We start from the raw sequence: 25,292 nt of genomic DNA, 5'->3' as shown, positions 1-25,292 counted from the left end.
AAGCACATTGGCCAGGTCGCGCCCGGCGTCCACGCGGCTGACGCGCACGCCCTGCCGCTCCAGCGCCTGCGCGCACTGCTCGCCCGACGAGAGGGACACCTCCCGCTCTGCGGAAAGGCCGCCCAGTAGGACGGCGACATGAAGATCTTTGAAAGCGCGGGCCATGACGCCTTGGATTGGGGCCTACATGTTTAACAGGCCGTCAACCATTCGCGCCCGCCGACCCTTTTTGCGCAGGATTTTTTTATCCCGCCCGGCCGATCCGCTTGATTTCCCACTCCAGCTGAACGCCGGTCTTGGCCAGGACATCGGCGCGAACCGCCTCGCCCAGGCCTTCGATATCGGCCGCAGTCGCTTCGCCGGGATTGATCATGAAGTTGGAGTGCAGTTCGCTGAACTTGGCCCCTCCCCCGGTTTCGGCGTGCAGCTTGCCGCGCCAGCCGGCCTCATCCACCAGCTTCCACGACGAATGGCCCTCGGGGTTCTTGAACGTCGAGCCGCCCGTCTTCTCGCGGATCGGCTGGGTCGTCTCGCGACGGCTTGTGATCTCGGAGATCCGGGCCGCCACCGCCTCGGGTTTGTCGGCCGTGCCGCGATAGGTCGCCTCGATCCAGATGATGTCGGCCGGCGCCTGGGAATGGCGATAGGTGTAACGGAAGTCGGCCAGAGCGTAATCGACCCGCTCGCCCGACCGCGTCAGGCCCCAGGCCGACACCAGCACGTCCTTGGTCTCGGAGCCGTAGCAGCCGGCGTTCATGGTCAAGGCGCCGCCGATGGTGCCCGGAATGCCGGCGTAGAATTCCAGCCCGGCGATCCCCGCCTTAGCGCTGGCCTTGGCGACCATCGAGTCCAGCGAGCCCGCGCCAGCCGTGACCGCATCGCCGTCCGCCGTGATCTGCGCCCAAGGGCGGCCCGCCAGGCGGATCACCACGCCCTCGACCCCGCCGTCACGGACGATGACGTTCGATCCGACGCCCAGAACCGTCACCGGCACGGCCGGGTCCAGCGCCTTCAGGAAGTCCGCCAGATCCTCGGCGTCCGCCGGAATGAACAGGGCCTCGGCCGCGCCGCCTACCCGGAACCAGGTATAGGGCGCGAGCGGCTCGTTCCGCAGCAGCTTGCCGCGCACTTCGGGCAGAGCGATCACGCCAGAGCCTCCAACTGCGCCGGCAGGCCATAGGCCCAGCTGGTGATGTCGCCAGCGCCCAGCAGCACGACGACGTCGCCGGATTTCGCCTCATCCTTGATCAGGCGTGGCAGGACGGCGGCGTTCTCCAGGGCCTGGACGTGACGGTGGCCGTAGCGGCGCACACCGTCGGCCAGGGCGTGCTTGTCCACCCCTTCGATCGGCTGTTCGCCGGCAGGATAGACGTCGGCGACGATCACGCTGTCGGCGTCCGAGAAGCAGGTCGAGAACTCGTCCATCAGGTCGCGCAGGCGGGTGTAGCGGTGCGGCTGAACCACGGCGATGACCCGTCCGTCCGTCACTTGACGGGCGGCCTTCAGCACGGCGGCGATCTCGACCGGGTGGTGGCCATAGTCGTCGATGATGCGAACGCCGCCCACGACGCCCGTGGTGGTGAAGCGGCGCTTGACCCCGCCGAACCCGGCCAGGCCGGTGCGGATCGCGTCGTCCGACACATCCAGCTCGCGCGCCACGGCGATCGCGGCCAGGGCGTTCGACACATTGTGCCAACCGGCCATCGGCAGATGAACGCCGGAGATCACATGGGTTTCGCCATTCTGGATGACCACGTCGAAGCGACAGCCGTCCGGCCCCATCTCGACATTGTCGGCCCGCACCATCGCCTGCGGATTGACGCCGTAGGTCACAAGCCGCCGGTTATCGATGGCGGCGACCAGCTTTTGCACTTCGGGATGGTCCAGGCAGACAGCAGCGAAGCCGTAGAAGGGGATGTTCTCGACGAAATCGATGAACGCCTTCCGCACCCCGTCGAAGTCGCCGTAGTGGTCCAGATGTTCGGGGTCGATATTGGTGACGATGGCGACCGTCGATTTCAGGCGCAGGAAGCTGCCGTCCGACTCGTCCGCCTCCACCACGATCCAGTCGCCGTCGCCGACCTTGGCATTGGTGCCATAGGCGTTGATGATGCCGCCGTTGACCACCGTGGGATCCAGGCCCGCCGCATCCAGCAGGGCCGCCACCATAGAGGTCGTCGTCGTCTTGCCGTGGGTTCCGCCGACCGCGATCGAGAACTGCAGCCGCATCAGCTCAGCCAGCATCTCGGCCCGGCGCACCAGCGGGATGCGGCGCTCGCGGGCCGCCTTCATCTCGGGATTGTCGGCCTTGACCGCCGTCGAATAGACCACCGCGGAGACGCCCTCGCCCACATGGGCGGCGTCGTGGCCGATGAAGATCTTGGCACCAAGCTGTTCCAGCCGTTCGGTATTGGCGCTGGCCTTGGCGTCAGAGCCCTGCACCGAATAGCCAATCTTCAGCATGATCTCGGCGATGCCGCTCATGCCGATGCCGCCGATGCCGACGAAATGAACGGGACCGAGGTCGAACGGGACGGGGCGAAGGCGTGCGATCATTTTCGCCTCATAAACGCCGCCTCGCCTCCTGCGAAGGGCGCGCCGCATACGGAGCGAACTTTTCTAAGGACGATCGGGCGCGGCTGTGCGCGAACTCGCACAGAACTATTGCGCCTCCACCGAGTTGTCTTCGGGAACGCGCGCGGCTCCCGCTTGCGCCGCTGCTCCAAAGGACTCCCACGATGGCCAAGAACGCAAAGCCGGCCGGCGCGCCCACAATCGGCAACGCCGGCGAGGTGCACCAGACCGCCTCGACGCCTGAGACCCGCCTGACCACAAATCACGGGACGCCGATCAGCGATAACCAAAACTCGCTCAAGGCCGGCCCGCGCGGCTCGACCCTGCTGGAAGACTTCATCCTTCGCGAGAAGATCCAGCATTTCGACCACGAGCGTATCCCTGAGCGGATCGTTCATGCCCGCGGCTCTGCCGCCCACGGCTTCTTCGAACTGACCGACAGTCTATCGGAGTTCACCACGGCCAAGATCCTGACCGAGGTGGGCAAGAAGACCGAACTGTTCACCCGCTTCTCGACCGTCGCCGGCGGCGCGGGGTCTGTTGATACGCCGCGCGACGTGCGCGGCTTTGCGGTCAAATTCTATACGACCGAGGGCAACTGGGATCTGGTTGGCAACAACATCCCCGTCTTCTTCATCCAGGACGCGATCAAGTTCCCGGACCTGATCCATTCGGTGAAGATGGAGGCTGATAAGGGCTATCCCCAGGCGGCCAGCGCTCACGACACCTTCTGGGACTTCATCGGCCTGATGCCCGAGAGCATGCACATGGTCATGTGGGCCATGTCGGATCGCGGGATCCCACGCAGCCTGCGGATGATGGAAGGCTTCGGCGTCAACACCTTCCGGCTGCTGAACGCCGAAGGCGAGGCGACCCTGGTCAAGTTCCACTGGCGGCCAAAGCTGGGTACGCAATCCACCTGCTGGGACGAGGCGGTCAAGATCGCCGGCGCCGACCCCGACTATCACCGCCGCGACCTGTATGAAGCCATCGATCAGGGCGACTTCCCCGAATGGGAGTTCGGCGTGCAACTGTTCACCCAGGAACAGGCCGACGCCCTGCCCTTCGATATTCTGGACGCCACCAAGTTGGTGCCGGAAGAGGATTATCCGATCCGCGTGATCGGTCGAATGGTGCTGGACCGCAACCCGGACAACTTCTTTGCCGAGACCGAACAGGTCGCCTTCCTGCCGACCAACATCGTGCCGGGCATCGATTTTTCGGAAGACCCGCTGCTGCAGGGCCGGCTGTTCTCCTATCAGGACACCCAGCTGTCGCGCCTGGGCACGGTCAACTTCCACCAGATCCCGATCAACCAGGCCAAGGGCTGCCCCTTCCAGAACTTCCAGCGCGACGGCCATATGCAGATGGCAGTGCCCAAGGGCCGCGCCAACTACGAGCCCAACAGCCTGGCCGAAGCGGGCGAGGACGGCGGCCCGCGTGAAGATCCCAAGGGCGGTTTCCGCACCGCGCCTGTTCCAGTCGAGGGCGAAAAGGTCCGGCTGCGCGCTGAAAGCTTCGCCGATCACTACAGCCAGGCACGGCTGTTCTTCCGCTCCCAGACCGAGATCGAACAGGCCCATTTGGCTAGCGCCATCGTCTTTGAACTGTCCAAGGTGTCGCTCGCTCACGTTCGCGAGCGTGTTCTGGCCAATCTGCAGAACGTCGATGAGACCCTGGCCCAGCGGGTCTCAGACGGCCTGAACCTGCCCCTGCCCAAGGCGTCGGACCCCGGTGTGGCGCCCATCGATCTGGACGCCTCGCCTGCCCTGCGCATCGTCGGCAAATATCCCGACACCCTGAAGGGCCGAAAGGTCGCCATCCTGGTCGCCGACGGTTCGGACGGCGCGGTCGTCGACGCCGTCAAGGCTGAGGTTGAAGGCGACGGCGGCTCGGTCTTCATCGTCGCGCCCAAGATCGGCGGCGCCAAGCTGAGGGACGGCAAGACGCTGGCGGCAGACGGCCAGCTGGCCGGCAGCCCGTCGGTCCTTTTCGACGCCGTGGCGATCGTTTTGTCCGAGGACGGCTGCGCCCAGATGCTGAAAGAAGGCGCTGCGGTCGATTTCGCCAAGGACGCCTTCGGCCACCTCAAGGCCATCGGCCACACCCCCGAGGCCCAGCCCCTGCTGGACAAGGCGGGCGTCGAGTCGGACGCCGGCGTGATCGACCTGTCCAAGGACGCCAAAGGCTTCCTCGCCCCAGCCCGCACCCGCCAATGGGATCGCGAGCCCAAGGTGCGCATGTTGGCCTGACCGAAGTAAACTTGATCAGAACGACAGAGGGCCGGGCGATACGTCGCCCGGCCCTTTCGTTTTCAGCATCGCGACGCGGTCAGCTGTCGGCTTGCCAGCCGCCAGCCAAGGCGCGGAACAAGGCGATCTGGTAAGTGGTGACCAAGGCGTCGGACTGGGCCAGGGCGGCGTCCGCCGCCGCCTGGGTGCGTTCGGCGTCCAGCACCAAGAGGAAGCTGTCGGCGCCGGCGTTGAATCGCAGGCGCGACAGGTCGGCGGCGCGGGCTGCCTGGTCCCTGGCTTCGGTCAGGGCCGCACGGCGGTCCAGCTCGTTGGCGTAGTTGGACAGGGCCGTTTCCGTCTCCTGCAGGGCCGTCAGCACGGTCTGGTCGAAGGTCGCCAGCGCCGCGTCCGAACGGGCGCCGGCGGCCTTGATCTGAGCGCGGGCGACGAAGACGTTGGGGAAGGACCAGCTGATCAGCGGACCGAAGCTGAAGCGGAAGTTCTGGTCGTCGCCCAGTTCGCCAGCGTCCAGCGCGGTGGAGCCGAACGATCCGCCCAGGCTGATCTGCGGAAACAGGTTTGCGGTCGCCACGTTCACGCGCGCGGCGGCGGCGGCCAGTTCGGCCTCGGCCTGGCGCACATCGGGACGGCGGGCCAGAAGCGCCGCACCATCGCCGACCGGGATGGGCTGGCTGAGCTGGGGCGGACGCACGCAGGCGGCGGCGGCCTGGCTGGCCTGGGCCGGGGTGCGGCCGGTCAGGGACGCTAGGCGGAACAGGGCCTCGTTACGGGCTGCGCGCAGGGTCGGCAGGTTCGCCGCCGTCTGGGCCAGGGCCGCGCGGGCGCTGGCCACATCCAGCCCTGTGCCCGCCCCGCCGTCGAGCAAGGTCTGGGTCAGGTTGGCGGTGTTGCGTTGCAGCTCCAGCGTCCGTTCGGCCACCGCGATCTGCGCATTGGCCGAGCAGGTGTCGGCATAGGCGCGGGTTGTTTCGGCCGCGACCGTCACCTGGACCGTAGCCAGGGCGGCCTCGGCGGCGCGGGCGTCGGCGCGGGCGGCGCGGATGGTGGATTCCACCCGTCCGAACAGATCGACCTCATAGGCCGCCTGAATGCCGACGTCATAGGTGTCGATTTCGGGCGCATCTTGCCCTGCGGGCAGGCCTTGGACCGTGGCGGCCGAGGCGCGGCTGCGCTGGGCCTGGGCGCTGGTCGTCGTGGTCGGGAAACGGCCGACGCGGGCCTCCGACAGCGACGCCCGGACCGCGCGCAGATTGGCGAAGGCGGCTTCGAGCTGGTTATTTTCGGCGAAGGCCTGCTGGATCAGGGCGTCCAGCGTGGGGTCTTCGTAAAGCCGCCACCAGTCGTCGCGCGCCGCAGCGGTCGAGACGGTGGGGCTGGCCGAGCCGACGAAGGCGGCCGTGCCGGCGACGGGCAGGTCGGCGACGGGCGCCTTAGGCCCGACCGCGCAGGCGGCCAGCAGGGCGCTGGAGGCTGCGGCGGTCAGGAAGCTGAGGGTCTTGTTGCGGGTCATCAGATGTCCCCTCCCCGGCCGGTCGCGGGCGCAGGCGCGTTCGGATCGGTCAGGTCGCTGGTTTCGTCATAACGCACGGGCCGGTCCGAAGGACGGTCAGGCGTCGGGGTCGGTTTCTTGCCTTGCGGCAGTTTCGAGGACAGCCAGCGGCTGACCACATAGAAGACCGGGGTGAAGATCAGGCCGAAGAAGGTCACGCCCAGCATGCCCGAGAAGACGGACGTGCCCAGCGACTGACGCATCTCCGCGCCCGGCCCCGAGGCCAGCATCAGCGGCACGACGCCGAGGATGAAGGCGAAGGAGGTCATCAGGATCGGACGCAGACGGGTCTTGGCGGCGGCGACCGCAGCCTCGAACCGGTCCATGCCTTGCTCTTCCTCGGCCTGTTTGGCGAACTCGACGATCAGGATGGCGTTCTTGGCCGCCAGGGCGATCAGAACGACCAGACCGATCTGGACTAGAATGTTGTTGTCCAGGCCACGCAGGTTCACCCCGATGATGGCCGCCAGCAGGCACATTGGCACGATCAGAATGACCGCCAGCGGAAGCGTGAACGCTTCGTACTGAGCCGCCAGCACCAGGAAGACGAACACCACCGCCATCAGGAAGATGACCGTCGCGCCGGAACCCGCCGCCTTCTGCTGATAGGCCAGACCCGTCCATTCGTAGGAGAAGCCCTGCGGCAGGGTCTGGGCGGCCATGGTTTCCATGACCTGCAGCGCCTCGCCGGAAGAGACCCCTGCTGCGGCGTTGCCCTGAAGTTCGGCCGCCGGGAACAGGTTGTAGCGCACGATCCGCGCCGGGCCGGAATCGTTGACCAGATTGGCCACCGATCCGATCGGCACCATCGCGCCCGTGGACGACTTGGTCTTCAGATTGGCGATATCGGCGATGTCGTCGCGCGCCGTCGGCTCCGCCTGCGCCGTCACCCGGAAGGTGCGGCCCAGCATGTTGAAGTCGTTGACGTAGGACGAGCCCAGATAGACGCCCAGTGTGTCGAACACCGAGCTGGGTTGGACGCCCAGCATCAGCGCCTTGTCACGATCGACGTCGGCGGTGATGCGCGGCGAGGCCGTGTTGTAGGTCGAGAAGACCTGACTGACCTCGGTCGGCTTCTGGGCGGCGGCGCCCATCATGGCGAAGGTCGCGCCTTCCAGCGGACGATAGCCGGCGCCTTCGCGGTCCTGGATCATCATCGAGAAACCGTTGCCGGTGCCAAGACCCTGGACCGCCGGTGGGGCGATGACGAAGATCTGCGCGTCCTCGATCTGTCCGGTCGCCTGGGTGATGGCGCCGGCCAGAGCCGTGGCGGCCTCCTCCTTGGAGCGTTCCTCGAAGCCGTTCAGACGCACGAAGATGGTGGCGGCGTTGGAGCCGAAGGAGAAGCTGGAGCCGTCCAGACCGGCAAAGGCCACGGTGCCGTTCACCCCGGACGTGCCCTGGATGATCTTGGTGGCGCGCTCCATCACCGCCTGGGTGCGATCCAGGGACGCGCCGGCCGGCAGTTGGATGACGCCGATCAGGAAGCCCTGATCCTGTTCGGGAATAAAGCCCGAGGGGGTGTCGACCAGACGCCAGGCGGTGAGGCCCAGAAGACCGGCATAGATGATCAGCACCAGGCCGACCGTGCGCACCAGACGCGCGGTCAGGCGGCCGTAACGATCCGACAGCCAGTCGAAGCCCTCGTTGAACTTCCGTCCGGCCCAGCCGCCGTAATAGACCACCGTGCCCAGGACGCCCGGCTTGCGAGCGTGCTCGTGATCCTTCTTGTGCGGCTTCAGCAGCAGGGCGGCCATGGCCGGCGACAGGGTCAGGGACACGAACAGCGAGATGACCGAGGCCGAGGCGATGACGACCGCGAACTGGCGATAGAAGATGCCGGGGATGCCGGGCACGAACATCGTCGGCACGAACACCGACACCAGCACCAGGCCGATGGCGATCAGGGCGCCGGAAACCTCCTGCATCGATCGATAGGCGGCCTCCTTGGGACTGAGCCCCTCTCCGATGGCCCGCTCCACGTTCTCGACCACGACGATGGCGTCATCGACGACGATGCCGACCGCAAGGACCAGGGCGAACAGGGACAGGGAGTTGATCGAATAGCCCAGCGCCAGCTGCACCGCGAAGGTGCCGACCAGGGCGACGGGAATGGCGACGATGGGGATGATGGCCGCGCGCCAAGTCTGCAGGAAGACCATGACCACGATGATGACCAGGATGACGGCTTCGACCAGGGTGTGCTGAACCGACTCCACCGAGGCGGCGACGAATTCGGTCGGGTTGTAGGGCACATCCACCTTCATGCCGGCGGGCACTTCGGACTTCAGAGCCTCGACCTCTTTCAGGACGCGATCGGCGGTGCCAAGGGCGTTGGCGCCCGGCTGTTGAACGATGGCGATGCCGACGCCGCGCTGGCCGTCGAAGAAGCCGCGGATGCCGTAATCCTGGGCGCCCAGTTCGATCCGCGCCACGTCGCGCAGATAGGTGACGCGGCCCTGGGCGTCCGTCTTCAGGACGACGTTGGCGAACTCATTGGGATCGCTGAGACGACCCTGGACCTGGACCGGCAGCTGGAAGGCGGCCGCGCTGTTGGGGAACGGCGGCTGACCGATGGAGCCGGCGGCGGCCTGGACGTTCTGGGCGCGCAGGGCGGAAACGATCTCGGGACCCGTCAGACCGCGCTCGGCCGCCTTGGCCGGGTCGATCCAGACGCGCATCGAATAGTTGCCGCCGCCGAACACTTGCACTGCGCCCACGCCTTCGATCCGCAGCAGGCGGTCCCGCAGCGTGGAGTTGGCGTAGTTGCCGACATAGTCGTTATCCAGGGTGCCGTCGGGTGACGTCAGGCCAAGGATCATCAGGAAGCCGCTCTCGGCCTTATTGACCACGACGCCCGTCTGGCGAACCGCCTCGGGAAGACGGGGCTCGGCCAAGGCCACCCGGTTCTGGACCAGCACCTGAGCGGAATCCAGGTCCGTGCCGGGCTGGAAGGTCACGGTGATGGCCACCGCCCCGTCCGATGTGGACGAGGAGGAGATGTAGAGCATGTTCTCGACGCCGTTCACCTCCTGCTCGATGGGGGCGGCGACGGTTTCGGCCAGGGTCTCGGCCGAGGCGCCGGGATAGGCGGCGTTGATGGTGATCGTCGGCGGCGCGATCTCCGGATACTGCGACAGCGGCAGCAGCGGATAGGCGGCGATGCCGATGATGGAGATCACCACCGCGATCACGGCCGCGAAAATCGGCCGGTCGATGAAGAAGCGGGAGATGTTCATGGCTTAGCCGGCCGGCAGGCTGTTGGCGAAGGAGGCGCTGGACGCGGGCGCCGCCTGGGTGACGGGCGCCTGGGACGCATCGCCGGCGACGGGTTCGATCTTGCCGTTCTTGGGCGTGACCTTGGAGCCCGGCTGGGCGGCGCGTTGCAGACCCGCGATGATGACGCGGTCGGTCGGGGCCAGACCCGAACGGACGACGCGCAAGCCCTGCACGATCGGGCCGAGCTGGACGGCCTTGTTCGTCACGGTGCCGTCGGCGTTGACCACGGCGACGGTGCGGCGGGCCTGATCGGTGCCGATGGCCGAATCCGGCACCAGCAGGGCGTCATAGGCGCCGGCGCCCGCGACCTGGGCGCTGCCGAACATGCCGGGGCGCAGGAAGCCGTCAGCGTTGGGCAGGATGGCGCGCAGACGGATCACGCCCGAGGCGGTGTCCACGGCGTTGTCCGAGAAGTCGAGACGGCCGGTATGCTTGTAGGTGCTCTCGTCCTGCAGCCGCACGTTGACGACCGCGCCCTGATTGGCGCCGCCCTGACGCAGGTATTTCAGCAGGACCGCTTCCGAGCCGTCGAAGACGAAGTGGATCGGGCCGCCCGAGATGATGGTGGTCAGGATGTCGCCGGCCGACGAACCGCCTGCGATGACATTGCCCGGATCGACGCGACGGTCGGACACGCGACCCGAGGTCGGGGCGGTGACGCGGGTGTACTCCAGGTTCAGACGCGCATTGCGGACGGCGGCGTTGCCGGCCGCCAGATTGGCCTGGGCCGCATCGACGGCCGCCTTGTTGGAATCATACTCGGCCTTGGACACCGCCTGCGAGGCCAGCAGGGCCTCGCTGCGGGCCAGGTTGGCGCGGGCCAGCGACAGTTGCGACTGGGCCTGGGCCACCTGGGCCTGAGCCTGGGCCAGGGCGGCCTGGGCCGGGCGCGGATCCAGGGTGAACAGCAGCTGGCCCTTTTGAACCATCTGACCGTCGCGGAAGTGAACCGCCTGGATATAGCCGCCGACACGGGCGCGCACATCCACGCTCTCGACCGCTTCGAAGCGACCGGTGAACTCGTCCCAGTCCCGCACCTGCTGCTTCAGCGGCACAGCCACCGTCACGGGCGGCGCGCCTTGCGCCGGCGCCTCTGCCTTTGGGGAACAACCATAAAGCGCACCCGTCACCATGACGGATACCGCCGCAATCTTCAGCCCGCGCATCTGCGCATCTCCCTGTCGGAGGTAAATCCCTGTCGTGCGGACAGAGGCCGATGGGGAGTCGGCCTTGTCAACGCGTGGTGACTTAATGGTCAGAGCCGTGGCGCTTGTCAACAGGCGTTGACAAAGCCATATGTGATCTACGGTTATTGTCTGTGGAGTGTCATCACCTTGTTATGTCCCGGCCCACGCCCGAGAAACGCCGCCGCCACACGCACGGCCATTCTCGATGCTGCGCGCGAGAGATTCGCGGCCGAGAGCTATGACGACGTGGGCATGCGCGACATCGCCCGCGATGTCGGCGTCGATGCGGCCCTGATCAGCCGCTACTTCGGCTCCAAGGACGACCTGTTCCTGGCCGCGCTGGACAGCTGCGGCGACGGCAGCGCCCTGATGCAGGGCGAAAAGGCCGACTTCGGCCGGCGCGTGGCGCACGAGATCGTCTTCGAACCCAAGAAGGCCGAAAAGCTGAAGGGCATGTCGATCATGCTGCGCTCCATCGGCTCGGCAAAGGCGTCGGAGATGGTTCAGAACACCTGCACTCAGCGCTTCTTCGGTCCGCTGGAGGAATGGCTGAGCGGGCCGGACGCCACCGTCCGCGCGCGGCTCCTGGCCGGCTTCATCATGGGCATGTCGGTCAGTCGTGAGCTGGGCGGCGGCAGCTTCAACATCGAACCCGCCCAATGTGAGGAAATGCGCGACCGACTGGCGCCCATTCTTCAGTCCCTGATCGACGGCTGATCCCATCGCAGAAATGAAAAAGGGCGCGGAGGCCAGCCTCCGCGCCCTTTGTCTTGTCTGGCGACCGGCTCAGTGCGAGGCGGTCGAGGTCACTTCGGTCCGCGCCTTGGTGCGGATGCAGCCGATGGCGAAGATGGTCAGGCCGACGTAGCCCAGCATCGGCACGATGAAGGCGGGCTGAAGCTTGCCGGCCGCATCGGCGATATGCGCCGCGACCTGGGGCAGCAGGGCGCCGCCGATGATGCCGAACACAAGCAGGCCCGACGTCGCCGACGTCGGCGCGGTCGAGCGCTCCAGCGTCAGGGTGAAGATGGTCGGGAACATGATCGAGTTGAACAGGCCGATCGAAAGGACGGCATAGGCCGCCGTTGGGCCGCCGATCTGGCTGACGGTCAGGCACAGGACGGCCGCCGCGACCGTGCAGAAGGCCAGGACGATGCCGGGGCGAACCTTGGTCAGCACGAGCGAGCCGATGAAGCGGCCGACCATGGCGCCGCCCCAGTACAGGGCGACCATCTTGCCCGCCGTCTCGATAGGGGCGTTCAGGATGTCGGGGCTTTCCAGGAAGTTGGTCAACATGCCGCCGATGGCGACTTCGGAACCGACGTAGAGGAAGATGGCCAAGGCGCCGAACACGGCCCACGGCGACGACAGCGCCTTCAGCGGCGAGACCGCGTTGTGGAACTCAGGCGCCGCTGCATTGATCTTCTTGCGCGCGGTGAAGATGAAGACGGCGATCAAGGCGAAGAAGGCGCCCATGCCGAGGAAGGCCATGTCGATGCTGCGCAGCGACTGGGTGCGGGTCGCGGCGGTGACGACCGCGCCGGCGGCGAAGACGCCGCCCGTCAGCAGGACGTGCGATCCCAGCCACGGACCGACCGTCGTGCCCAGCGAGTTGAAGGCCTGCGACAGGTTCAGACGGCTGGAGGCGCCCTTGGGGCTGCCGAGTTCGGCGACCAGCGGATTGGCCGCGACCTGCAGCAGGGTCACGCCCGAGGCGATGACGAACAGGGCGATCAGGACGCCGGGATACCAGTCGGCGGCGGTGGCGGCCGGCACGATCAGGCAGCCCGCGACCATGACGATCAGGGCGCCGATGATCGAGCGGCTGTAACCCAGCTTGCTGAGCACCGAGGCCGCCGGCAGCGACATCAGCCCGTAGGCGATGAACCAGGCGAAGGTGGTCAGGAAGGCCTCGGCGTTGTTCAGGTCGAACACCCGCTTAACCGCCGCGATCAGCGGATCGATCAGCGAGGTCGCAAAGCCCCAGGCGAAGAACAGCGTGGTGACATAGGCGAAGGCCAGGCCTGCACCCTGGCGTTTTCCGGCGTCCGGAACGGTCATGAATGATCCCCCAGTGAAATCGAACGGCCGCGCTGTGGTCGCGCGGTTCTCATTCTGCTTGGTTCGGCCATCGCGAAAGGCGCGTCCAGCCGAAAAGAGTGCTCTGTAACGAAACTTTTCCGCCGAGCAGGGTCGCAGGCAAAGAAAAGGGCCGCCTCGCGAACGCGGCGGCCCAAGTTTGCTCAGAAGAGAGGGGAAATCAGAACTTATAGTTCAGCCCGACCGCGAAGGTGCGGCCGTAGTGCTGATAGTCGATGGTCCGGCGCTCATCGCCGTTTTCGAAGGTCTTGAACGGCTCGTCGGTCAGGTTGTTGACCTGAGCCAGAACCGACAGGCCTTCCAGCGGACCGGACTGGAACTCATAGCCGACCTGGGCGTCGACGACCGTTTCAGCCGCCACCGAACGCAGGGTGCGGCCGTTGCCGAAGCCGGCGACCTCGCCCAGGTAATCCGAGCGATAGCGGGCCGAAATCCGCGACTGGAAGCCATAGCGCTCGTAGTAGAGCGAGCCGTTGATCACGTTTTCCGACAGACCCGGGAGAGCGGTCGGGGCCTGGGTCGGATCGGGCTGGACTTCGCTGTCCGTGGTCGAAGCGCTGAACTGGGCGCCGAAACCTTCCAGGGCAGGATGGAAGATGTCGAACGGCGCCGAGATCGACAGTTCGAGGCCCTTGATCCAGCCGCCTTCGCCGTTGTCAGGCGCGCCAACCAGGCCTTGGCGCAAGGCCGGCTCGGGGTTTGTCGGCGAAATCACGCCGATCGGATAGCCGGTGAAGTCGAAGATCTGATTGCGATTAAAGACGTAGCTTTCCAGGTTCTTGTAGAAAGCCGCCAGCGAGATGTAGCCCTTGCGGTTGGCGAAATACTTCTCGAACGACACGTCGATCACGTCCGCGATGTACGGCCGCAGTTCCGGGTTGCCGCCGCCGCCGCCCCAGGGGGAACGGTTGATGTCGGTCGATTGGGCCAAGCTGGGGTTATAGCTGTAGTTTCGCGAGGCGCGCATATCGTCCATGCGCGGACGGGCCAAGGTGCGCGAAACCGCCAGACGCGCGAACATGTCCTCGCCGGTTTCCAGGATGAAGTTCGCGCTAGGCAAAATCTCCAGATATTCGTCGCCGCCCGTCACCGCGATGGTCTCGGAGACGCCCGGTCCGACCTGCCGCGCCGAGAAGCCGCTGGAGCTTTGGTCGGTATAGACGAACTGCATGCCGACGTTGCCGGTCAGGGCTCGGCCGAACAGGTTGTGATCGATGTTGGCGCGGACGTAGGCGGTCGAGACCTTTTCGGTGACTTCCCAGTTGCCGGCGGTGACGTCGGCGTTCGGGTTGCGGACGCGGTTCAAGGCGCCGCTGTTGACCAGGCCGAGAGCGTCGTAGCTCAGCACGGCGCTGATGCCGAGATAGCCGAGGTCGGTCGGGTCCAGCAGGAAGGCCGAAGGCACGGTCAAATCGCCGCCGCCGGGGACGCCGAGATAGAACTGATCGTTGACGAAGCTTTTCTGACGCTCGGTATAGTTGGCGCCGAAGTCGATCGACTTGAACGGGCTCTGGTGCAGTTGGCGCGTCACGGAGAAGCGAGCCGCCTTGATCTCGTCCTCGATGGAGGGCGTGTTCATATAGCCGGCCTGACCGCCCGGAATGACGTCTCCGCCCCAGCCTTGCGGGCTGGTGATGCGGATCAGGTTCGGATCGGCGTAGTTCAGACGGCTGGTGAAGCGGGTCACGCCATCATCGGTCAGCTCAAAGCCCAGAGTGTCCAGCGCGCCGTTGATGTTGCGGCCGGTCCCGGCGTTGGTTTCCAGAATGATGTCGTTACGCTCGACCTTCGAATAGCTGAGGTCCAGGTTCGCCGACCAGTCGTCGCTGAGCGTGAACTCGGTGTTCCAGCCCAAGGCGGTGATGTTGCTGTCGCGCTTGTTCAGGTCGTTGCGGACCACGCCCTTGATGTTGTCCCAGGTGCCGGCGACGATGAGGCCGTCTTCGACAGTGTAGCCGGGACGCAGCGACGGTGCCGGACGGCAGACCGCCGACGGGACGTTCACGGTGCAATCACCAGAGGAACCACCCCAAGCCAGCGGGAACTCGATGCCGCGCAGAACCTGGGTGTTCTTGAACTCGGAATAGAAGGCGTCGATCGTGGAGTGGATGCGATCGTTCGGGCGCCATTCCAGCACGCCCATATAGCCGTCGCGCTCCAGCTCCGACGACATCACATACGGCTTCACGCCGCCAGTCAGCAGATTGCCGTCCGTGTAGTTGGGATAGCCCCAGGCGTTGAAGCGCTCCGACTGATAGGGCGAGCTCATGTGGGCGTAGCCCAAGGCCACGCCTAGCGTACCGTCAAGGAACTGGTCGATGTAGGAGATGGTGTAGCGGTCGCCGTTGTCGGTCGTGCCCGAGTTCAGGGCGCCGATCTCGTTCCACTCGTGGCGGTAGTTCATGGCGATGGCTTGGCGGCCGTAGGCCAGCGGGCGAACGGTGCGCAGGTCGACGGTGCCGCCCAGACCTTGACCAATCAGAGCCGCGTCCGGGGTTTTGTAGACGACGACGCTGTTCAGCAGTTCGGCGGGGAACTGGTCGAACTCAACGCCGCGGTTGTCGCCGGTGGTGACCAGTTCGCGCCCATTCAGCAGGGCGGTGGTGAAGTCGGGGCCCAAGCCACGGATGGAGATCGCCTGACTGCGGCCGTCGAGGCGCTGCATCGTCACGCCCGGCAGGCGCGCCAGGGATTCGGCGATCGAGACGTCGGGCAGCTTGCCGATGTCTTCGGCCGAGATGACTTCGACGATCGAGGTGTTGTTGGCCTTGGCGTTGATCGCGGCTTCGATCGAACGGCGGATGCCGGTGACGACGATTTCACCGACTTCGGTGGCTTGGTCGTCGGCCTGCGCCGTCGTGGCGGGCGCGGTTTGTGCGTGCGCCGAGCCGACCGCCATCAGGGCGGCTGCGCCGAAGGCGACACCGGATAGCAGGCGCGCGCGCCGGTTGAGACGTTGGAACATGGTCATCCTCCCTGGGGCTGACCGCGATTCTGAACGTCGCGATCTGAAGCCGTCGCAAAAATATGCAAATCTTTGGGAATGTTGCAAGCAGTTAATGCGGAGGTTTGATTTCCGTCGCACTTCAAGCCGTTTCGGACGCAGTCGGTACACGCGAACTCGCGGTTTCGCGCGATTTCCCTGACGCATTGCAGCATTTCAGCGACGCGTTGACAGCCCCGCACATTGCTGCAAAATCTTGCAAATCGATCTGGAAGGCTTTGCACTTTCCAGACGCAAGGGAGTGAGCGTCATGGCGAGGGGAACCCCCAGAAGGGCCGGACTGCACGCGGCGATAGCGGCGGCGGCTCTGCTGAGCGGCTTTGCAACGCCGACTGCGGCGGAAACGCGCCAGGCCGAAGACGCCCTGTCAGCCCTGCGTCAACGCCTGCCTCAGGACGAGGTGATCTACTTCCTGCTGCCGGATCGCTTCGCCAATGGCGATGCCACGAACGACCACGGCGGTTATGCTGCCGACCGGCTGAAAAGCGGGTTCGATCCGGCCGATACCGATTTTTACCATGGCGGCGACCTGGCGGGGGTGACCCAACAGCTGGACTACATCCAGGGGCTGGGCGCGACGGCGGTCTGGCTGGCGCCCGTGTTCAAGAACAAGCCGGTGCAGAGCCATGGCGGCTACACCGGCGCGGCGCACCACGGTTACTGGATCACCGACTTCACCACCGTCGATCCGCACTTCGGCGACGAGGCTGCGATGCGCGCCCTGGTCGAGGCAGCCCATGCGCGCGGCATGAAGGTCTATCTGGACATCGTCGCCAACCACACCGCCGACGTCATCCAGTATCGCGAATGCCCGGAGGGTCGCTGCGCCTATCGCAGTCGCGCTGACTATCCCTACACCCGTCGCGGCGGCGTCGATGGCGCGCCGATCAATGAGGGCTTTGACGGTCGCGACTTCTCGCGCCTGACCCAGCCCGACTACGCCTACACCCCCTATGTCCCGGCGGGCGAGGAGAACGCCAAGGTTCCGGCCTGGCTGAACGACCCGACCCACTATCATAACCGGGGCGAAAGCACCTTCACCGGCGAAAGCAGCCTGGACGGGGACTTCGCCGGGCTGGACGACCTGCTGACCGAGGACCCGGTGGTCATCCAGGGCATGATCGACATCTTCGGCGGCTGGATCGACAAATACGGGATCGACGGCTTCCGCATAGACACCGCCCGTCATGTGAACCCGGGCTTCTGGCAGGCCTTCATCCCCGCCATGATCGCCCGCGCCGAGGCCAAGGGCATCCCGAACTTCCACATCTTCGGCGAGGTCTATGATCCTGATCCGGCGGTGACGGCGCGGTTCACGCGGGTCGACGGCTATCCGGCGGTGCTGGACTTCCCGTTCCAGAAGCAGGCGACCGATGTGGCGTCTGGCAAGGTCGGGACCGACGCCCTGGCCAAGCTGTTCGACGCCGACACGATCTATGACAAGGGCGCCGAGACCGCCGCCATCCTGCCGACCTTCCTGGGCAACCATGACATGGGCCGGGTCGGCTTCTTCGTGAAACAGGCCAATCCGAACGCCGACGACGCCGAGGTGCTGGCGCGCATCAAACTGGCCCATGCCCTGATGATGTTCAGCCGGGGCGTGCCCACGCTCTATTACGGGGATGAACAGGGCTTCGCCGGCGCGGGCGGATACGGAAACTCGCGCCAGGACATGTGGCCCAGCCGCACGCCGGTCTATGCGAACGAGACGCCCGTCGGCGGTCGCCAGCCGGCCTATTCCACGGACGCCCCTCTATACCAGGCGATCGCAGAGATGACCCGCATCCGCGCCGCAGAGCCGGCCCTGCGACGCGGCCGTCAAGTCGTGCGCGCCTATGGCGACAAGCCTGGTCTGTTCGCAATGTCTCGCATCGGCGAGGACGGATCGGAGGTCTTGGCCCTGTTCAACACCTCCACTGCGCCCGCCGCTGCTCAAGCCGAGGTGGAGCCCGGCTCGCTGCGGTGGCAAGCTCTGCGCGGCGATTGCGCACCCGAATCCTCCGCACCCGCCAGCGTCGCCGTTCGCGTGCCCCCCCTCGATTACCTCGTTTGCAAGAGCGTGCCGTGACTGCCCTGCCCCTCGATCTTTCCACGGCTGACGCCGCCCCCGCATTGGCTCACGATTGGTGGCGCGGCGCGGTGCTGTATCAGATCTATCCGCGCAGCTTTGCCGACTCCAATGACGACGGCGTCGGCGATCTGAAGGGGATCACCCAGCACCTCGACCACGTCGCCTCTCTAGGCGTCGACGGCATCTGGCTGTCGCCCTTCTTCACGTCGCCGATGAAGGACTTCGGCTACGACGTGTCGGACTACTGCGACGTCGATCCGATCTTCGGCACCTTGGCCGACTTCGACGCCCTGATCGCGCGCGCCCATGCCCTAGGGCTAAAGGTCGTCATCGATCAGGTCTTCTCACATACCTCGGACGAACATCCCTGGTTCACCGACAGCCGCGCCAGCCGCAACGGCGACCACGCCGACTGGTATGTCTGGGCCGACGCCAAGCCGGACGGCTCGCCGCCGTCGAATTGGCAGTCGGTGTTCGGCGGCCCGGCCTGGACCTGGGACGCGCGGCGCGGCCAGTACTACATGCATAATTTCCTGGCCTCCCAGCCTCAGCTGAACGTCAGGAACCCGGCGGTTCAGGACGCGCTGATCGCAGCGGCGCGGTTCTGGCTGGATCGGGGAGTGGACGGCTTCCGCCTGGATGCGATTAACTTCGCCATCCACGATCCGTCCCTGCGCGACAATCCGCCGATCCAGGACGGCAAGAAGCGCACGCGGCCGTTCGACTTCCAGGACAAGATTTACAACCAGTCCCACCCGGACATCATCGGCTTCTTGAACCGCATCCGCGCCCTGACCGACAGCTATGAAGGCCGGTTCACGGTGGCGGAGGTCGGCGGCGATCACGCCGACCGCGAGATGAAGGAGTTCACCGCCGGGAACGACCGTCTGCACTCGGCCTACGGCTTCCTCTATCTCTATGCCGATACGCTGAAGAGCGAACTGATCGGCGTGGGCGATGGAATGTGGCCGGATCACCAGGGCGAGGGCTGGCCGTCCTGGACCTTCTCCAACCACGATGCGCCGCGCGCCGTGTCGCGTTGGGCCCAGGGCCGGGACGAGAAGGCCTTCTCAGAAATGGCCCTGCTGTTGCTGATGTGCCTGCGCGGCAATGTCTTCGTCTATCAGGGCGAAGAGTTGGGCCTGCCTCAGGCCGAGGTGCCGTTCGAGCGGCTGGTCGATCCCGAGGCCATCGCCAACTGGCCCGAGACACTGGGCCGCGACGGCGCCCGCACGCCAATCCCCTGGGTGGCCTCGGCGCCCAACGCCGGCTTCTCGACAGTCGAGCCCTGGCTGCCGGTCGATCCGCGCCATCTGTCGCTGGCCGTGGATGCGCAGGAGGCGGACCCGACCTCGATCCTGCACGCCGCGCGCCGCATCATCGCCCTGCGTCAGGCCCATCCGGCGCTGCGGACCGGCGGGCTGGAGATCGAGAGCGCGGGCGACCTGGTGGTCTTCCGCCGGTTCGAACGGGCCGAGGGCGGCGAGCGTCTGCTGTGCGTGTTCAACCTGGGCTTCGAGGCCGTGGACTGGTCTGCGCCTGCCGGCGCGCGCCGGATCGCGGCGGTCAACTGGACCGAGACGGACGGATCGACGCTGAGGCCGCTGGCCGGCCTGATCTTCGCCGACGCCGGATGACGGGTTCAGCCGCCGCAGGTCTCGCGAACGATCAGCTCGGTCGGAACGCGCTCGGAACGGCCTGCTGCGGCGCCGCCGTGATCCAGCAGTTTGGACACCATCAGCCGACCGGCCTTCATCGTGTCCTGGGCGATGGTGCTGAGCGCCGGGCGCGAGTAGCGGCTGAACGGGACGTTGTCGAAACCGATGACCGAGACCTGGCCCGGCACTTCGACGCCGGCGTGCAACAACGCCCTTACGGCTCCGAGCGCGATCTGGTCGGACGCGGCTACGACGCCATCGAAATCCAGCCCACGTCGGATCAGGGCGTCCACGGCGGCCTCGGCGGATTCGACCTCGAAATGCGCAGGCACGATCAGGTCGGCGTCCACGTCCAACGCGCTCTGGCTCAAGGCGTCCAGATAGCCGCGGTGACGCTGCATGGCCTCGGGCGGATCCAGATCGCCCAGGAAGACGATGCGCTTTCGCCCCAGCCGCGCCAGATGCAACGTCGCGCGGCGCCCGCCCGAGATGTTGTCCGAGCCGATGGAGCAATAGTCCTGATCAGGCAGTTCGGCGCCCCAGACGACGAAACGATGGTCGGCGTCGACCAGACGGTTGAAGGCCGAATGCAGGCTGGATTGGCCCAGGAAGATCACGCCGTCCGCCCGGCTGGTGTTCAGCGCCGCCGACAGCTCGTCATAGTTGGCGGGCGAGATATGGCTCATCAGCAGGTCGCAGCCGCGTTCGCGCGCCGCCTCGCCCACACCGGCCAGAAGCTCCAGGAAGAAGGGGTCGCTGAGGCGCCCTTCGCGCCCCTGCGGACGCGGCACCACCAGGGCGATCGTGCCTTGCGCGCCGATCGGACCGGCGGGCATGTGACGGCGGAACGGGTAGTCGTGTTCCTTGGCCAGCTTCCAGATCGTCTGTTTGGTGCGATCGTTGACGGCGGGGCTGTCGTTCAGGGCGCGCGAGGCGGTGGCGATGGACACGCCGGCCAGGCGAGCGATGTCTTCCAGACGGGTGGTCTTGCGGCTCAAAGTCGCGGATCCTCACAGCAGCATGGTGAAGCTGCAAAATTTTCTGCAAATATTTCAGCCACCGTTCGCGGCGGTTGGCAAGAGGCGGCGTAACGGAGTTCCCATGATGCAGCGCAGATCCTTCCTGGCCCTTGGCGGCGTGTCGATCCTGGCTCTGGGGGCGACGGGCGTGCGCGCCCAGACCGCGCCGAACCATGCCCGGGCGTCCTCGCCCGGCGGCGTGCTGACCGTCGAGGCCTTCACCGACAATGACGGGCGGCCGATGTATTCGGTGCTGCGTCAGGGCCGGGTCGTCGTGGCGCCGTCCAAGCTGGGCTTCCTGCTGACCGACGCACCAGCCATCGAGCGCGGCCTGACCCTGACCGCAGGCCAGCCGATCGCGGTCGACGACACCTGGGAGCAGCCTTGGGGCGAGCGGCAGTTCATCCGCAACCACTATAACGAATGGCGCGTCGCCTATGCCGAGACCGGCGGCCTGCAGCGCCGCGTGGACGTTGTCTTCCGTCTGTACGACGACGGTCTGGGCTTCCGTTACGAGTTCCCGCAGCAGGCCGGCCTGACCACCGTCCGGATAGGTTCGGAGATCACCGAGTTCAACCTGGCCGAAAACGGTGAGGCCCTGTGGTGCCCGGCCTGGGAGTGGAACCGCGAGGAATATCTCTACAGCCGCACGCCCATCGATGCTGTCGGCAGCGCCCAGACGCCGATGACGGTTCGGGGCCAGTCGGGCCTGCACGTCTCGATCCACGAGGCCGCCTGCATCGACTATGCGGGCATGAATCTGCGCCGGTCAGAGGAGACGAAGTTCCGCGCTCAGCTGACGCCGGGCTTGACCAATGCGGCGGTGGTGCGCGAGGCGCCGTTCAACACGCCCTGGCGGACCCTGCAAATCTCCGACAGCGCCGCGGGCTTGCTGGATTCCAGCCTGATCCTGAACCTGAACGAGCCCAACAAGCTGGGCGACGTCAGCTGGTTCAAGCCGATGAAGTACGTCGGCGTCTGGTGGGAAATGCACCTGGACCTGAAGACCTGGAACTCCGGGCCCAAGCATGGCGCCACGACCGAGAATGCGATCAAACACATCGACTTCGCCGCCAAGCACGGCCTGGGTGGCGTTCTGGTCGAAGGCTGGAACAAGGGCTGGGACGGCCAGTGGTTCGCCAACGGCGCGGACTTCAGCTTCACCGAGGCCTATCCCGATTTCGACATCGAGGCGGTCTGCGCCCACGCGCGGTCGAGGGGCGTGCAGCTGATCGGCCACCACGAGACCGGCGGCAACGCCTTCCACTATGAGCAGCAGCTCGAACCGGCCATGGCCCTGTATGAACGCCTCGGCGTCCATTCGGTGAAGACCGGCTATGTCGCCGACGCGCAAGGCGCCCGCGTCGCCGGGCCGGACGGACAGATGGTCATGGCCTGGCACGAGAGCCAGGCGATGGCGCAGCACCATATGCGCGTGGTCGAGGCCGGCTATCGCCACAAGGTCGCCGTCAACGCTCACGAGCCGTTCAAGGACACCGGCCTTCGCCGCACCTATCCGAACATCATCAGCCGCGAGGGCCAGCGCGGCATGGAATACTCGGCCTGGGGCAATCCCGGCAATCCGCCCGAGCATGAGCCGAACCTGGTGTTCACCCGCCTGCTGGCCGGGCCGATGGACTATACGCCCGGCATCTTCGGCATGGAGACGCGCAGCCCCGGCGGCGTGCAGACGACCTGGGCCAAGCAGCTGGCGCTCTATGTCGTGATCTACAGCCCGATCCAGATGGCGGCGGACCTGCTGGTCAACTATGAGGCCAACCCCGGCCCGTTCCAGTTCATCAAGGATGTGCCGGTCGATTGGAGCGAGAGCCGCACGCTGGACGCCGCCATGGGCGACTATGTCGTCACGGTTCGCAAGCAGCGCGGCACGGATGTCTGGGCCCTGGGCGCCGTCACCGACGAGCATCCGCGCGTGCTGAAGGCTCCCCTCGACTTCCTGGACGCCGGCCGTCGATATCGGGCCGAAATCTACCGCGACGGGCCGAACGCCGACTATCGCGGCAAGCGCGAGGACATCGTCATCGAGCAGCGCGAGGTGACGTCGTCTGACACCCTGACCCTGGCGTTGGCCCCCGGCGGCGGTCAGGCGATCCGGTTCGTGCCGGTCGGTCGGGCGCGACGCGGATGACCCTGCTCTCGCACCGCCCGCGCCTGTCCGGCCTGGCGATCTGGAACATGTGCGTCGGCTTCTTCGGCATCCAGATCGGCTTCGGCCTGCAGAACGCCAACACCAGCCGGATCTTCCAGACGTTGGGCGCCGAGGTCGACAGCCTGGCGATCCTGTGGATCGCCGCGCCGCTGACGGGTCTGCTGGTCCAGCCGATCATCGGCCATTTCAGCGACAAGACCTGGACCCGCTTCGGCCGGCGGCGCCCCTATTTCCTGGTCGGGGCCATCGCCACCACCCTGGCCCTGATCGCCATGCCCAACAGCCCCAGCCTGTGGTTCGCCGCAGCCATGCTGTGGATCATGGACGCCTCGATCAACATCACCATGGAGCCGTTCCGCGCCTTCGTCGGGGATAATCTGCCGGAGGAGCAGCGCACCGCCGGCTATGCGATGCAGAGCTTCTTCATCGGCGCCGGCGCAGTCTTCGCCTCGGTCCTGCCGTGGCTGTTGTCCAACGTCTTCGACATCGCCTCGACCGCCGAGGCGGGCGTGGTGCCCCTGTCGGTCAAGATCGCCTTCTACGTCGGCGCCGCCGGCCTGTTCTCGGCCGTGCTGTGGACGGTGCTGTCGACCAAGGAATACAGCCCCGAACAGATCGCGGCCTTCGAACGCGCACGAGACGACGCGCCGACCGCGCCCGTCGAGGCCGAAGCGCCGGCCCGCAGCGTCCAGGGCTGGATGACGTCGGGCCTGGTCTGCGCCGTCCTCGGCGGACTGGGTTTCGTGCTGATCGGCGCGCTCGATCTGGAGAAGGAGCTGCTGATCGTGGCGGGCTTCTTCGCCGGGTTCGGTCTGCTGCAGATCGCCGTCGGCATGATGCAACGTCGCCGCATCACCAACGCCGCGACCGAAATCCTGAACGACATCTTCCGCATGCCCGAGACGATGCGCGGCCTGGCTGTGGTTCAGTTCTTCAGCTGGTTCGCCCTGTTCGCCATGTGGATTTACACCACCGCAGCCGTGACCCGCGTCCATTACGGAGCCACCGACACCACCTTGGCCGCCTACGCCACGGGCGCGGACTGGGTGGGGGTTCTTTTCGGGGTCTATAACGGCGTGGCGGCCCTGGCGGCCTTCACCCTGCCGGTCATCGCCAAGCGGATCGGACGCAAGGCGACCCATGCGCTGATGCTGATGCTTGGCGCCGCCGGCCTGTTCGGCATCTTCGCCATCCGCGAGCCGGGCCTCTTGTGGCTGCCGATGGTCGGCGTCGGCTTCGCCTGGGCGTCGATCGTCTCCATGCCCTACGCCATCCTGTCGGCGGCGGTGCCGGACCGAAAAATGGGCGTCTATATGGGCGTCTTCAACATCTTCATCGTCGTGCCCCAGTTGCTGGCCGCCACAGTTCTGGGCCTGATCCTGAAGAGCCTGTTCGATGGTCAGGCGATCTGGGCCCTGGTGCTGGGCGCCATCTCCTTCGTTCTGGCCGCCGCCAGCGCGCTGATGATCAAGGAGCATCGCGGATGAACCGTCGAGGTCTTCTGGCCCTCATGGCCGCCCTGCCCTTCGCCTGCGCGGCGCGCGCCGAGGGCGCCCTCGCGGGCGGGCGGTTGGTGCTGCATGAAGCGGTCGCGTCGGCCCATGTGAAGGCGCGCAACGTCTCGGTCTGGCTGCCGCCCGGATATGAGGCGACCGACGCCGCCTGGCCTGTCCTCTATATGCACGACGGCCAGAACCTGTTCGATCCGGCCACGGCCAACTTCGGCGAATGGGGCGTGGACGAGCACCTGACGCGGCTGATCGCGAGCGGCCAGGTGCGGGCTCCGATCGTGGTGGGGGTCTGGAACACGGACCTGCGGCTGAGGGAATATGTCCCCGCCGACATGATCGCCGCCCTGCCCGCCGACATGCGCGACGAGGTCCAGGCCATCTACGGCGGCCCGTCCTTGTCCGACGCGTATCTGCGGTTCCTGGTCGAGGAGTTGAAGCCCTTCATCGACGGCGCCTACCGCACCCTGAGCGGACCGCAGGACACGATGATCGCCGGCTCCAGCATGGGCGGCCTGATTTCGATGTATGCAGTGATGAAACGGCCGCAGGTCTTTTCGGCCGCCGCCTGTCTGTCCACCCATTGGCCGCTGAAGGTCGAAGGGCTTGAGCCCGGCGCGGCGCTGGACGCCTGGCGCACGCGGCTAGTCGCCGCCTGGACCGGCGTGATCGAACGCGGTCTGCCCGCGCCGGGCGACCACCGCTTCTATTTCGACCGGGGCGACGAGACGCTGGATCAGTTCTACGCCGTCTTCCAGACCCAGGTAGATCAGAGCTTCCGCCGTCGCGGCTACGGCCCCGGCGATTTCCGCAGCCTGGTCTTCCCCGGCGCCCAGCACAATGAAGCGTCCTGGAACCAGCGCCTGGACGTGCCTCTGACCTTCCTTCTTTTCCCCGCCCCCACGCGCAACCCGTGAG

15 protein-coding genes and 1 pseudogene are annotated in these 25,292 nt (G+C 66.4%); 7 read left to right on the top strand and 9 right to left on the bottom strand.

From position 1 onward, the window contains the following. From RT123_RS03520 to murC, 3 genes and pseudogenes are all read right to left on the bottom strand, one after another. Window positions 1–165 (bottom strand): annotated as a pseudogene (locus RT123_RS03520) (D-alanine--D-alanine ligase); the annotation flags it as partial. 79 nt (window positions 166–244) lie between these two features. Further along, the gene (gene murB / locus RT123_RS03515; RefSeq protein ID WP_313007887.1) at window positions 245–1,147 is read right to left on the bottom strand and encodes a UDP-N-acetylmuramate dehydrogenase; all 903 of its coding nucleotides are present in this window, start codon (window positions 1,145–1,147) and stop codon (window positions 245–247) included. Beyond that, window positions 1,144–2,556, bottom strand: coding sequence for a UDP-N-acetylmuramate--L-alanine ligase (gene murC, locus RT123_RS03510; protein WP_066552330.1), 1,413 nt, complete (start codon window positions 2,554–2,556; stop codon window positions 1,144–1,146). Before murC ends, murB begins: the two co-directional genes overlap by 4 nt. A 182-nt stretch (window positions 2,557–2,738) precedes the next feature. Here murC and RT123_RS03505 point away from each other — a divergent pair, with 182 nt between their 5' ends. Beyond that, a complete protein-coding gene (locus RT123_RS03505; RefSeq protein WP_313007885.1) occupies window positions 2,739–4,826 on the top strand; it encodes a catalase in 2,088 nt (695 codons plus the stop codon). A 79-nt stretch (window positions 4,827–4,905) separates the two neighbouring features. On the opposite strand, the gene RT123_RS03500 is transcribed toward RT123_RS03505, so the two are convergent. Genes RT123_RS03500 through RT123_RS03490 form a run of 3 tightly spaced genes read right to left on the bottom strand, consistent with a single transcriptional unit; the run spans window position 4,906 to window position 10,823 of the window. Next, a complete protein-coding gene (locus RT123_RS03500; RefSeq protein ID WP_313007884.1) occupies window positions 4,906–6,339 on the bottom strand; it encodes a TolC family protein in 1,434 nt (477 codons plus the stop codon). After that, window positions 6,339–9,617, bottom strand: coding sequence for a multidrug efflux RND transporter permease subunit (locus RT123_RS03495; RefSeq protein WP_313007883.1), 3,279 nt, complete (start codon window positions 9,615–9,617; stop codon window positions 6,339–6,341). Before RT123_RS03495 ends, RT123_RS03500 begins: the two co-directional genes overlap by 1 nt. A gap of 3 nt (window positions 9,618–9,620) precedes the next feature. Next, window positions 9,621–10,823: an efflux RND transporter periplasmic adaptor subunit gene (locus RT123_RS03490; RefSeq protein WP_039244573.1), complete on the bottom strand. Its 1,203-nt coding sequence runs from the start codon at window positions 10,821–10,823 to the stop codon at window positions 9,621–9,623. A gap of 132 nt (window positions 10,824–10,955) precedes the next feature. Here RT123_RS03490 and RT123_RS03485 point away from each other — a divergent pair, with 132 nt between their 5' ends. Beyond that, complete coding sequence (locus RT123_RS03485) at window positions 10,956–11,561, top strand: TetR/AcrR family transcriptional regulator (RefSeq protein ID WP_240893620.1); 606 nt, start codon at window positions 10,956–10,958, stop codon at window positions 11,559–11,561. A 69-nt stretch (window positions 11,562–11,630) separates the two neighbouring features. Here the strand turns inward: RT123_RS03485 and RT123_RS03480 are convergent, their stop codons facing one another. Further along, a complete protein-coding gene (locus RT123_RS03480) occupies window positions 11,631–12,905 on the bottom strand; it encodes a sugar MFS transporter (protein ID WP_292077279.1) in 1,275 nt (424 codons plus the stop codon). 199 nt (window positions 12,906–13,104) lie between these two features. Beyond that, window positions 13,105–15,909 (bottom strand): TonB-dependent receptor, encoded by a 2,805-nt coding sequence (locus RT123_RS03475; RefSeq protein ID WP_313007879.1) that lies wholly within the window; start codon window positions 15,907–15,909, stop codon window positions 13,105–13,107. 289 nt (window positions 15,910–16,198) lie between these two features. Here RT123_RS03475 and RT123_RS03470 point away from each other — a divergent pair, with 289 nt between their 5' ends. After that, window positions 16,199–18,016: an alpha-amylase family glycosyl hydrolase gene (locus RT123_RS03470; protein WP_313007877.1), complete on the top strand. Its 1,818-nt coding sequence runs from the start codon at window positions 16,199–16,201 to the stop codon at window positions 18,014–18,016. Next, window positions 18,013–19,656 (top strand): alpha-amylase family glycosyl hydrolase, encoded by a 1,644-nt coding sequence (locus RT123_RS03465; protein ID WP_313007876.1) that lies wholly within the window; start codon window positions 18,013–18,015, stop codon window positions 19,654–19,656. Before RT123_RS03470 ends, RT123_RS03465 begins: the two co-directional genes overlap by 4 nt. Window positions 19,657–19,661: 5 nt before the next feature. Here RT123_RS03465 and RT123_RS03460 read toward each other — a convergent pair whose 3' ends face one another. Continuing rightward, on the bottom strand, window positions 19,662–20,675 hold the full coding sequence (locus RT123_RS03460; RefSeq protein WP_055803756.1) for a LacI family DNA-binding transcriptional regulator: 1,014 nt from the start codon (window positions 20,673–20,675) through the stop codon (window positions 19,662–19,664). A 106-nt stretch (window positions 20,676–20,781) separates the two neighbouring features. Between RT123_RS03460 and RT123_RS03455 the strand changes: the two genes are divergently transcribed. Genes RT123_RS03455 through RT123_RS03445 form a run of 3 tightly spaced genes read left to right on the top strand, consistent with a single transcriptional unit; the run spans window position 20,782 to window position 25,291 of the window. Further along, window positions 20,782–22,845: a glycoside hydrolase family 97 protein gene (locus tag RT123_RS03455; protein WP_313007875.1), complete on the top strand. Its 2,064-nt coding sequence runs from the start codon at window positions 20,782–20,784 to the stop codon at window positions 22,843–22,845. After that, window positions 22,842–24,353 (top strand): MFS transporter, encoded by a 1,512-nt coding sequence (locus RT123_RS03450; RefSeq protein ID WP_313007873.1) that lies wholly within the window; start codon window positions 22,842–22,844, stop codon window positions 24,351–24,353. Before RT123_RS03455 ends, RT123_RS03450 begins: the two co-directional genes overlap by 4 nt. Then, complete coding sequence (locus RT123_RS03445; RefSeq protein WP_313007871.1) at window positions 24,350–25,291, top strand: alpha/beta hydrolase; 942 nt, start codon at window positions 24,350–24,352, stop codon at window positions 25,289–25,291. Before RT123_RS03450 ends, RT123_RS03445 begins: the two co-directional genes overlap by 4 nt. Window position 25,292: the final 1 nt, after the last annotated feature.

It is taken from the genome of Brevundimonas vesicularis, assembly GCF_032067225.1.
GTDB lineage: Bacteria > Pseudomonadota > Alphaproteobacteria > Caulobacterales > Caulobacteraceae > Brevundimonas > Brevundimonas vesicularis_F.
This window is presented reverse-complemented; position numbering and strand designations above follow the sequence as displayed.